The following is an 11445-nucleotide window of genomic DNA, read 5'->3' as shown; positions in this document are numbered from 1 at the left end:
CCGCGAAAACAAGTTAAGGCCAAAGCGCGAATTCATCGCGCCCCCCATCAAACTTCATTAGAAACAGAAGCGGACCTATTCGCCCCACCAGCCTTCGCAGACTTCCTGCCAGCCCCCTTACGCGGCGCCCCCGTAGACCCCCGCACAATAAGCTTCGGCGGCAAAACCACATTCCGCGCCGGCCGATCGAGCGTTTCAATAGCCTGCTCAAGCAGATCAGCAGCCTGCCGCCCCATCTCCTTGTGACTAATACGAATAGTCGTCAGCGGCGGCTCAACCATATCAACAAGCGGCATATCGTTATGCCCCACAATCGATATATCTCGCGGACAATTCAACCCCGCTTCGCGAATGACATCGTACGCACCAAGTGCCAGCAAATCATTCGCGGCCACAATCGCGGTAATCCCCGGATGCGCGCTCAACAGCCGCCGCGCCGCCGCTGCGCCTTGTTCACGCGTATAAGTCTCCGCGAACTCGGTGGGAGCCGAAGCCGCATCGAGGCCATTGGCAGCAAGCGCATGGATAAACCCGCGATGGCGCAAATAACCCGTCGAATGTTCGCGCGGTCCGCCCAGATGAGCGATCCGGCTGTGACCCAGTTCAACCAGATGATCCACAGCGAGTTGCGCGCCTAACAAATCGTCCGACACCACGCCGGACAGCCGCGTTTCCTTCTCGGCACGATTGACCAGCACGCTCGGGACGCCCCGCTCGATGCAGAAGGTCACCAGCGGATCGTCGCGGCTTGCCGTCGCGACAATGAGTCCGTCCACGCGCCGGGCGATCAACCCCTGAGCCAGATCGAGCTGCTTGTTGCTGTCGCCGCCCACATAGGCAACGATCACAGAGTAGCCGTGCTCGGAAAGACGCTCCGTCGCGCCGGTCAGAATCGGCGTGAAAACATTGGTAGCGATATCCGGAACCAGGATGCCGACCAGCTTCGAGCGGCCGGTTCGAAGACTGGCCGCGACCGGGTCGAGTCGGTAACCCAGTGCTTCAGCCGCTTTCATGACACGGGCCACCGACTCGGGCACCACCATCGAGCGCGTCTCCGGGTTCAGTGCGCGCGAGACCGTCGAAACGTGCACCCCAGCCCGTTCCGCGACCTGCTTCATCGTCACGGTGCGCCGGTTATTGCCTGCTTGAGACGTGTTTGCTTTCACGACAGATCTACCTCCCCTGCTTTACCCATAGAAGGTCCCGAGCAATCACGACCTCTCCGTGGCCGGCTACTGCTGGATCGCACGCCCCCCTCCGAGCGGGTTTCTCGTGCCACGGCCAAGGCACATTATAAATAAGTCGCTACAAATTTTGCACAATCGATTGCAGGAATTCGCGCAATCAAATCAATCATCTGATCATTTTCCTGAGCAGCCACGGACGCGCACTGGAGTCCAAAAAATATCGTGAAATCCCTATTTTGCACGGATTCACCGTCAATCAGCGCATTTCTTGACGACCAACCCGGCGTCTCAGCCCAAACCCAAAACCCTTCGATTCAAAGGACTTGAATATTGCAATCGATTGCAATATAGTGGCTTCCAACGGGTCAATGATCCGCGCTTAGCGATCGAATCCGTCCTGACGTGCGCGCCCTCACTGCGTAGAGCGCCTGTGACAAAGCCGGCCCGGAACCGGGCCGCGCCAGATCACGACAACGGCTTGCCGTGCACCTCAAAACCGTTGCGTCAAAGGAAACGCCAACCCGGCGCTCACCAGGAACGACGCATTTTTATGCATTCGAATCTAAAGGAGTTGTTTGATATGGCCCTGGCATCTATCGATAGATCCACCCTGAGCCGTCCGTACTGGAGCGCCATCGTCGATGGCAAGGCCGTGGAAGTCGACGCAAACCAGCCCGTCTTCACGGTTGAAGAAGCGGCGACCGGCAAGCCGCTTGCCAACGTCGTCTCCGCGGACGAACATCTCGTCGACCGCGTCGTGCGCAATTCCCGGCATGCTTACGAGTCGGACTGGAAGAACCGCTCGCCGCGCGAACGCGCGCAGCTGCTGCGCCAGGTTGCCGCCAAGATTCGCGAGCACGCAGACGAGCTCGCGGAACTCGAGGCCCGCGAAGTCGGCAAGCCCAAGCGCGATGCTCTGCGCTTCGATGTCTCTTACTGCCACGCCTGTTTCGACTATTTCGCGGGTCTCGCAGATACGCTTCACGGCGAAATCCTCGATCAAGGTCCGATTGAAGCGCGTGTCCTGTTCGAGCCGTACGGCGTCGTAGCGGCGATTCTGCCGTTCAACTGGCCGCCCATCCACTTTGCCAAGAAGTCCGCGCCCGCCCTTGCGGCAGGCAACACGGTGGTCGTCAAACCCGGCGAGCAAGCGCCGCTTACGGTGCTGCGTCTGGTCGAACTGGCCAACCAGGTGCTGCCCCCGGGTGTGCTGAACGTCGTTCCCGGTATCCACGCCGGTCCGGCACTCGCTTCGCACCCGAAGGTCGAGCGCATCAGCTTCACCGGTGCAACGGCCACGGGCCGCCGCGTGTTGCAGAGTGCGGCGGAAAACATCACTTACGCAACGATGGAGCTTGGCGGCAAGAACGCGCTGATCGTCCTCGAAGACGCCGACATGGACGTTGCGCTCAACGTCGCCATCGAAGGGATGTTCTACAACCAGGGCGAGGCGTGCACCTCCACCGCCCGTATTCTCGTGCACGAATCGCGCTACGCCGAGTTTGAAGAGAAGTTCGCGCGGGCAACCGAAAAGCTCGTGGTCGGCAATGGTCTCGACGCCAAAACCGACATCGGGCCGATGGTCGACGCCAGGCAACGCGATCGCGTGATGGGATACATCGATATCGCGCTTCGCGAAGGCGCAAGACTGGTCACGCAAGGCAAGCTGCCGGACGACGAGCAATACAAGGACGGCTACTGGGTGCCCCCAACGGTTCTCGCCGACGTGACGCCGACCATGACGGTCGCACAGGAGGAGATTTTCGGCCCGGTAGCCTGTCTGATGCGCTTCAAGACCGAAGAGGAAGCCGTCGAGATCGCGAATGGCACCGCTTACGGTCTCACCGCCGCGATCTGCACGACCGATGAGAACCGGGCATGGAAGCTGGCGCCGAAGCTCGATGCAGGCATGATCTTCGTGAACAACTATATGCGGCGCGCGTTCCTTGGTTCGCCTTTCGGCGGTGTGAAAGGCAGCGGCTTCGGCCGCGAGAATGCGACGGAGACCCTGAAGGAATTCGTGCGCTCGAAGAATGTCCGCTTCCCGTCCGGTAAGGAGCCCGTACCGACCTGGCCGCCCAAGGACTGACCTGTCGATGCCATGAACAACGGCATCGACAGTGGCAACAACCAGGGGGCGCTGCCACGCGTGGCTCCGCTCGCGCGGTGGCGCCCCCAGACGATCAAGTGACGATGGAAGAGAGACAATGAAGAAAGTTCTTATCAAGAACGGTTACGTGGTAACGGTCAATCGGCAGCGCGAGATTTTCGAGCGCGGCGCGGTGGCCGTTACGGGCAAGCATATCTCGGGGGTCTATGCCCATGAAGACACCCCGACCGAAGGATTCGACGAGATCATCGACGCAAGCGGTTGCCTCGTGATTCCCGGGCTCATCAATCTTCATCAGCATACGTGGTATTCGATGTTCAAAGGCATCGCCGACGGCTTGCTGCTGGAAGACTGGATTACCGACATTGTCTTTCCGATCGTCGCCAATCTTTCTGACGAAGCGATGCGGCTGGGAAGCTATCAATGCGGACTGGAAATGCTGGCCACCGGCACGACGACCTCGTTCAATCATTCGGTCACCGTAACGGACTCGAATACGGTGCGGGCCATCGTCGAGCCCCAGGCCGAAATCGGCATCCGCCAGTTCTTCGGCAAGGAGCTGCGCTGCAGAAACGACCGCTTCGTCGAGCACCCGCTTTCGCTGGACGAGTCGCTTGCAGCCGCCGAGGAGGAAATCCGCTACTGGGATGGCAAGCACGACGGTCTGGTGCGCATGGGCCTCGTTATCGAGGCGAATGCCCATTGGACGTCGTCCGGCATGAGCACAGAAGAGCTGATCGTGCGTGGCACGGAGCTGGCACGCAAGCTTGGCGTGAAGATCAGCAGCCACATCGCGGCAGGCACGTTCTCGACGGAACAGGGCTTTCTCAAGCACCTGCGCGAAACCGGCCGGACCGACGTGCGCTACCTGATGCAGCTCGGCGTGCTCGATCAACAATGGATGCTGATCCACGGCATCCATTGCACGGAGCTCGATCTCGAACAGATGGCCCATGTCGGCGCCGGGCTGGTCTATACGCCGACCAGTGAAGCGATTCGCGGCGGCGGTATCGCCCCGGCCGCGAACGCGCTGCGCGCGGGCGTGCCGACCGCCCTCGGAACCGACGGCGCCATGGTCGACTATACGAACGACATGCTCGAGCAGGTGAAGGCCTGTGTGCTCTTCCAGCACCAGCGTCATCTGGATCCAACCCGGATGTCTTTCGAGCGCAGCCTGGAAATGGCCACGATCAACGGTGCGCAAGTGCTGGGCGTGGCCGATCAACTGGGATCGCTCGAGGCGGGCAAGCTCGCCGACATCGCCGTCTTCGATATGCGCAAACCGCACGTCGGCTCCTTGCAGCGTCCTCTTTCCGCGTTTATCGGCGCCGGCAAAGGCACCGATGCGAAGTACGTCATGGTCAATGGCGAGATCGCCTGGCGCGAAGGGGAGTTCACGCGTTGCACCGATAGTCGCGGCATTCTGGACAGTGTGGAGCGCCTCGCTCCCGAGATCGTTCGCAAAGCGGGGCTTTCATCCAGACTCGATCCGCAATGGAAACGTCTCGCGTATTGAAGGCTCAGGCATGATCTGAACCCGCCTGCCAGCGCGTCTTCCTCAGCACTGCACAGCAATGGGAACGCGCTCCACCAGAAAGTCGACGAACGCCCGCACGGAGGGAAGCAGGCCCCTCCTCGAGGGCATGAGCAGGCTGATTGTCGCCACACCCGCTGTCCATCGAGGCAGCACACGCACGAGCTGCCCCGTCTTCACCTCGGACTGCCCCACGTACCCCGGCAACGCCACAATGCCGACGCTCTGGCACGCCGCGACTTTCAGCGTGGCCATGTCGTCGCTCAGCAGCTTCGGCTCGAACGGAATCACTTCGGCCCGCTCGGCATCCGGCGATTCGAGCAGTCGCCATGCGTGCGTGTCGTGGCCGCCGCCGAGCGCGACGCCGTCGTGTTCCGCAAGGTCGGCGGGCGACCTGGGCACGCCTTTGCGCTTCAAATACGCCGGTCCGGCAAAGAGGTGCCAGGGCGTCGTCGCCAGATAGCGCTGGACCAGCGTGGAATCGGGCAGCGGCGTGGAATGCGCGCGAAGACACAAGTCGAAGCCCTCCTGAAGCGGGTCGACGTGCCGGTTGGTCGCGTGCTGAACGATACGCACACGCGGATACTCCGCCATGAACTTCGGGATCAACTCCGCCAGCGCCAATTGTGCGAACGCGACCGAGCACGTCATGCGTATGGTTCCGCTCGGTTCCGCCGTGCGTTGACGCACGACGCTCTCGGCGGCTTCGGCCTCCACCAGCATGGCGACCGCGTGCTTGTAAAACGCCTCGCCGACGTCCGTCACGACGAAGCGCCGCGAAGTCCGCTGGATCAGCCTCGCATCGAGTGTGGCCTCGAGTGCGAGGATGCGACGGCTCAAACTCGACTTGGGCACATCGAGCGCATGGGCCGCCGCGGTGATGCCTTTGTGTTCGACTACTTGCACGAAGTAGTAGACATCGTTCAGATCGAGCATCATCTCCCCTTTTTCGGCAGAAAGTCTCATGAATGGGATGATAAGTCCATTTTCCCTGGATTGTTCGGGGTTTGTCCCATGGCTATAGTCCATTCAAGCCCGAGACGTTGATCGACCGACCGCGTGGACGGGCACGGAGCCCATCATGGACCGACGCCAATTCCTGAATCAGTCGAACTCCGCAGTCGCAGCCACCGTGCTCGCCGCGGGCACGAGCCTCTTCGGCGCAACGCAAGCCGCAGCCGCAACCCAACCTTCCAGCGGAAACAAGATCATGAACTCGACCTCTTCTCACGTCCTCGAACGCCTGACCCGCGATAACGCAGTCCTGCTGCTCGTCGATCATCAGGTGGGCCTCTACACCGGCGTGCGCGACATCGAAACGCTGCAGCTCAAGCACAATGTCGTCGGGCTCACGAAGGCGGCCCTTGCGCTGAAAGTGCCGGTGATCGTCACCACCACGACGGAAAAGATGTGGGGGCCGCTGATCCCCGAGCTGGCCGCGGCGCTGCCCGGCGTCCGGCATATTGAACGGACCACCGTGAACGCCTGGGACGACCGCCGTGTGGTCGAAGCGATCAAAGCGACCGGCCGCAAGAAGCTCATCATCACCGGCATCTCCACGGACGTCTGTCTCGCGTTTCCGGCGATCTCGGCAGTCGCCGACGGTTATGCGAGTTACGCGGTCATCGACGCATCCGGCGGCTTCAGCCAGACGCAAGTCGATATGGGCGTGCTGCGCATGCAGCAAGCGGGCGTGATACCGGTCGGCTATTCGAATGTCGCCGTCGAGATGCTTGCCGACAATGCGGCGCCCGAAGCACAAGCCGTCTACGCCGCACTGGGAATCCCGTTCGCGGGTCTCGTCTTCGATCTGAAGCAGGCCTTTTCCAAAGGCTAAACGTGGTCGTCATGGACGGATGTGTCCGCATCGTTTGTCCATGAGGCGGGAGTCTGAATCCAGCGCGCCAGACGACAAAAACACCGTCGGGTCCAAGCCGCAGTGTCAGAATAGATTTCCCGACAACTGACGGAGTGTGAAATGACCAGACCGCTCTCCTCCGAGGAAAGGCTCACCAGGCACAACGCAGTTTTGTTTCATGTAGACCATCAAGAAGGCCTCTACACCGGGGTGCGAGACATCGCCACGCTTGAACTGAAGCACAACGTGACTGGCCTCACGAAGGCGGCGCTCGCGCTCGGTATTCCTGTCGTGGTGACCACCACCACGGAAGGCATGTGGGGGCCCATGATCCCTGAACTGGCTGCTGTGCTGCCAACGCACAAAGTCATCGAACGAACGACCGTCAATGCCTGGGACGACCCACGGGTCGTCGAGGCCATTCAGGCGACGGGCCGAAAACACCTCATCGTGACCGGCATCTCAACTGACGTCTGCCTGGCTTTTCCCGCCATCGCTGCACGACGGGACGGCTATACGTCGTACGCGGTCATCGATGCCTCGGGAGGGTTCTCGCAAACTCAGGTGGACCTTGGCGTCGCCCGTATGGTGCAGGCGGGCGTGATCCCGGTGGGCTATTCGACCGTTGCCGTCGAACTGCTTGCCGATAATGCGGCGCCCGAGGCCCAAGCCGTGTATGAAGGCCTGGGCATCCCGTTCAGCAATATGGTGTTCGGTCTGAAGCAATACTGGCAATCGTAAGCACCGGTCCGCCTGATAGCCTGTGGACTGCCATTACGCCGGCGAGCTTTTTGTGCAATGTGCTCGCCGGCTTCCTCTATCGCTCGTATCCGGCGCCCAATGCCGGCACGCGCTCGTCTTGAAACATGAAATACGTCAATCTGATTATCGTCTGTGCTTTCTTTTCCGCGGGAATCGTGAATCTGGCCGGACCTTCATTCATCCGCGCCGAGTTTGCAAAATGGGGCTACCCGAACGGGTTCAGGGTCGCCATTGCGATCATCGAGTTGATCGGGTCGCTTGCGCTCCTCTTTGCAGCGACGCGATTCGTCGGCGCTTCAATTCTGCTTGTGGTTATTTTGGGCGTACTGGTTTCATTCTCCCGCTCGAGAGAATGGATGAAGATGCAGTATCCGCTCGTATTGCTATTGCTTTTGATTGTCACGCTGAGCCAGACCTATCCGTTGGGCTGACTGGCTCAGCTTCAATGCTTGCGAGCCGCTAACTTTCGGTTTCCTGACTGACGCCACCACCGATATAAGCTTTGAGTCCTGAAGCCAGCGCCGCAAACGTCACGGCGCAGCGAGCGCTCCCGCGCAAATCCTCGTGCATGGCGACCCAGGTGTCCATCGTGAACGAAAACTCACTCGCGAGAATCCGGACCAGCCTCGGATCTTTTGCCGCCAGCGGCGCCTGGCACGCACCGACACCGAATCCAGCGCGAATCGCGCCCAATTGAGCCAGGTCGCTGTCGGCTCGAAATGCGAAGCGGCTCCGCGAAAAATCTTTGATTTTCCCCTGGACCGAACGAATAAATGCGGTCTCCTTATCAAAGCCAATGATCGTGTGGCGAGACAACTCGCTCATCGACTTCGGCACACCGTGTTGCGCCAGATACCGTTCGTGGGCATGCAGGCCGACTTCGATCGCGCCGACGCGCTGCGCAACCAGTGCCTCCTGGACGGGCCGGAACATGCGTACCGCAATGTCCGCCTCACGAAGCAGAAGATCCTCCACCTTGTTCGACAGAACAAGTTCAATGCTCAGCTCCGGCTGTTCGTTGCGCAGCGCGGCCAGTATCGGCGGCAGAACCTCGACGCCGATCACCTCGCTCGCCGTCACCCGCACCGTGCCGCGGACCCCGGATCCGTGACCGCTCGCCACCCGGCGCAAAGCGGCCGTTGTCGCAGCAAGACCGACGGCATAGGGCCTCAGCTCATTGGCCGCGTCGGTGGGCGAAAACCCGTCGAACGAGCGCGTAAACAGCTTGAGTCCCAGCGCCGCTTCGAGACTTTCGATGTGGCGGCCGACGGTGGGCTGCGTGAGGCCCAGCGCGCGCCCGGCCGCCGATAGCGAACCCGTTTCCAGCACTTGCAGAAAACTCCGGTACCACTCCCAGTTCGGTTCGGTTTCGCTCATGATCCTGGTTCAGATTCAACGCCATACATAAATGTATAGCCGGTACGCGCTTTTCGCCAATTTTTTATGATCTGCGAGACGCGCAGAATGACGCCATCGACACCTCTGAAGCGGAGAACGGACATGGCGACGAGAACTCTCGAAACGGGCCGCACGGCGCTCGTGCTGGGCGTGGGCGGTGGCATCGGCGGCGAGGTCGCGCGGCAGTTGACAGGCGCTGGCTGGCGCATTCGCGCGCTGCAGCGCGGTGCCGGCGCGGCGGCGGCAACAGACGCGACGACCACCGCGAGCGCCGAGCGCGCCATCGAACGGCTGCAGGGCGACGCCATGGACCGCGAGGCCGTGCTGCGCGCCGCCGAGGGCTGCGACGTGATCGTGCACGCGGTCAACCCGCCGGGCTACCGGCGCTGGGCCGATCTCGTGCTGCCGATGATCGACAACACGGTCGCCGCGGCTCAGGCCGTGGGCGCTACCGTGGTGCTGCCGGGCACCGTCTACAACTTCGGTCCGGAGACGCTGCCGCTCGTCGGCGAGGATGCGCCGCAGCGGCCGCGCACGCGCAAGGGCGCGATCCGCGTGGCGCTGGAGCAGCGTCTGGAAACCGCCTCGGCCCGTGGGGTGCGCTCGATCATCGTGCGCGCCGGCGACTTCTTCGGCCCGCGCGTGGGCAATAGCTGGCTTGCTCAGGGTCTCGTGAAGGCCGGACAGCCCGTGCACACGGTACGCGAACCAGGCCAGCGCGGGGTGGGCCACACGTGGGCCTATGTGCCCGACGTCGCCCGCGCGATACACGAGCTGATCGAGATGCGCGCCACGCTTGCGCCCTTCGCGCGCTTTCATATGACTGGCCATTGGGACGCCGACGGCACGCAAATGGCCGTCGCCATCTGCCGCGTGGCGCGGCGCCATGGGCTGCACGCGCGGCGCTTGCCCTTCCCGTGGCCGCTAATCTACGCGTTGGCGCCGTTCGCCACGACGCCGCGCGAGATGCTGGAGATGCGCTATCTGTGGCGCGACGCGCTCCAGCTCGACAACGCGAGACTCGTGGCGACGCTCGGCCGCGAGCCGCATACGCCGCTCGATACGGCCCTCGAGGCGACGCTGGCCGGTCTTGGCTGCCTCGGCGAGACCACGCATGGACTGGCCGCCGCGCAATGACGCTCGCAAAACAAGCGACCGCGCGCCGCGTGGATCGCCTATTCGTGACGCTCCGTACCCGTAGTGCAAGCAGGCATACGACCCTTGAGCCGACCGGGCAAAACCGGGCGGCATGGCCTGGATTATTGGCTCGCGCTAAAATGCCGCCCGTTCCTGCATGCATCTGCGAAATACGGAGAAGTCTGATGATTATCGAACCGCGCGTCCGCGGCTTCATTTGCGTGACGGCCCATCCCGTGGGATGTGAAGCCAACGTCGCGCAGCAAATCGAATACGTCAACGCGCAAGGCGCGATTGCCAATGGCCCGAAGCGCGTGCTGGTGCTGGGCGCGTCCACGGGCTACGGCCTTGCCGCGCGCATTTCGGCGGCGTTCGGCTCGGGCGCGGCCACGCTGGGCGTTGCTTTCGAGCGCGCCGGCACCGACACCCGCCCCGCCACCGCGGGCTGGTACAACACTGCCGCGTTCGAGAAGTTCGCTGCGCAAAAGGGGCTCTACGCGAAGACCATCAATGGCGACGCGTTCTCTGACGCCGTGAAGCGCGAGACGATCGACACCATCAAGCGCGATCTGGGCCAGGTCGACCTCGTGGTCTATAGCCTTGCCGCGCCGCGCCGCACGCATCCGGTGACGGGCGAGGTGCACACGTCGACGCTCAAGCCCGTGGGCAAGACGCTGCGCATGCGCGGCATCGACACCGACAAGGAAACCATCAAGGAAACGGTGCTCGAAGCGGCGACGCAGAGCGAGATTGACGGCACGGTGGCCGTGATGGGCGGTGAAGACTGGCAGATGTGGATTGATGCTCTGCAAGAGGCGGGCGTGCTGGCCGATGGCGCGAAGACGACGGCGTTCACTTATCTTGGCGCGGAGATCACGCACGATATCTACTGGAACGGCTCCATTGGCGCGGCCAAGAAGGATCTCGATCAGAAGGTGTTGGGTATTCGCGCGAAGCTCGCGGAGCGTGGTGGCGATGCGCGTGTCGCGGTGCTCAAGGCCGTGGTCACGCAGGCGAGTTCGGCTATTCCTATCATGCCGCTGTATCTTGCGCTGCTTTTCAAGGCGATGAAGGAAAACGGTACGCATGAGGGCTGCATCGAGCAGGTTTATGGGCTCTATCGTGATTCGCTTTACGGCGCGGCGCCGGTGCTCGATGAGGAAGGGCGTCTGCGCGCCGACTATAAGGAGCTTGCGCCTGAGATTCAGGCGCGTGTGAAGGTGGCCTGGGATCAGGTCACTGAAGAGAATCTTTATGCCACTACGGATTTTGCGGGGTATAAGGCGGAGTTTCTGCGTCTTTTCGGGTTCGGGGTCGAAGGCGTCGACTATGGCGCCGATGTCAATCCGAATGTCGCGATTCCGGGTATCGTGGAGATTTGAATTTTGGCGCTCGAGGCGCTTGATTTTGGTTGTTGCCGCAACTAATTAAATCGGCGCGTTGGACACGTTGGCCTTAA

At 61.9% G+C, this 11445-nt stretch carries 10 protein-coding genes; 7 read left to right on the top strand and 3 right to left on the bottom strand.

The window, feature by feature from the left end; all coding sequences use genetic code 11:
• Nucleotides 1–47 precede the first annotated feature (47 nt).
• Nucleotides 48–1166 carry a LacI family DNA-binding transcriptional regulator gene (locus BO1_RS55735; protein WP_245644122.1) on the bottom strand — a complete coding sequence of 373 codons (1119 nt, stop codon included), beginning with the start codon at nt 1164–1166 and terminating at the stop codon, nt 48–50.
• A gap of 601 nt (nt 1167–1767) precedes the next feature.
• On the opposite strand from BO1_RS55735, the gene BO1_RS46805 reads away from it, so the two are divergent.
• Both BO1_RS46805 and BO1_RS46795 read left to right on the top strand, forming a co-directional pair.
• Nucleotides 1768–3276 (top strand): aldehyde dehydrogenase family protein, encoded by a 1509-nt coding sequence (locus BO1_RS46805; protein ID WP_052409865.1) that lies wholly within the window; start codon nt 1768–1770, stop codon nt 3274–3276.
• A 118-nt stretch (nt 3277–3394) separates the two neighbouring features.
• Nucleotides 3395–4813, top strand: a complete 1419-nt coding sequence (locus BO1_RS46795; RefSeq protein WP_028223471.1) for an amidohydrolase family protein — start codon at nt 3395–3397, stop codon at nt 4811–4813.
• A 42-nt stretch (nt 4814–4855) separates the two neighbouring features.
• On the opposite strand, the gene BO1_RS46790 is transcribed toward BO1_RS46795, so the two are convergent.
• Nucleotides 4856–5797, bottom strand: coding sequence for a LysR substrate-binding domain-containing protein (locus BO1_RS46790; protein ID WP_245644120.1), 942 nt, complete (start codon nt 5795–5797; stop codon nt 4856–4858).
• A gap of 115 nt (nt 5798–5912) precedes the next feature.
• On the opposite strand from BO1_RS46790, the gene BO1_RS46785 reads away from it, so the two are divergent.
• From BO1_RS46785 to BO1_RS46775, 3 genes are all read left to right on the top strand, one after another.
• Entirely contained in the window at nt 5913–6668 is a 756-nt protein-coding gene (locus BO1_RS46785; protein WP_043289104.1) for an isochorismatase family protein, read from the top strand.
• A 141-nt stretch (nt 6669–6809) separates the two neighbouring features.
• Entirely contained in the window at nt 6810–7430 is a 621-nt protein-coding gene (locus BO1_RS46780; RefSeq protein WP_028223468.1) for an isochorismatase family protein, read from the top strand.
• 125 nt (nt 7431–7555) lie between these two features.
• A complete protein-coding gene (locus tag BO1_RS46775) occupies nt 7556–7882 on the top strand; it encodes a DoxX family protein (RefSeq protein WP_028223467.1) in 327 nt (108 codons plus the stop codon).
• A gap of 28 nt (nt 7883–7910) precedes the next feature.
• Here the strand turns inward: BO1_RS46775 and BO1_RS46770 are convergent, their stop codons facing one another.
• Nucleotides 7911–8828, bottom strand: coding sequence for a LysR family transcriptional regulator (locus BO1_RS46770; RefSeq protein ID WP_028223466.1), 918 nt, complete (start codon nt 8826–8828; stop codon nt 7911–7913).
• A 123-nt stretch (nt 8829–8951) separates the two neighbouring features.
• Between BO1_RS46770 and BO1_RS46765 the strand changes: the two genes are divergently transcribed.
• Both BO1_RS46765 and fabV read left to right on the top strand, forming a co-directional pair.
• Entirely contained in the window at nt 8952–9986 is a 1035-nt protein-coding gene (locus BO1_RS46765; protein WP_028223465.1) for an NAD-dependent epimerase/dehydratase family protein, read from the top strand.
• A 185-nt stretch (nt 9987–10171) separates the two neighbouring features.
• On the top strand, nt 10172–11368 hold the full coding sequence (gene fabV / locus BO1_RS46760; protein WP_028223464.1) for an enoyl-ACP reductase FabV: 1197 nt from the start codon (nt 10172–10174) through the stop codon (nt 11366–11368).
• The last annotated feature ends 77 nt before the right edge of the window (nt 11369–11445 follow it).

It is taken from the genome of Paraburkholderia oxyphila NBRC 105797 (genome assembly GCF_000685075.1).
Lineage (GTDB): Bacteria > Pseudomonadota > Gammaproteobacteria > Burkholderiales > Burkholderiaceae > Paraburkholderia > Paraburkholderia oxyphila.
This window is presented reverse-complemented; position numbering and strand designations above follow the sequence as displayed.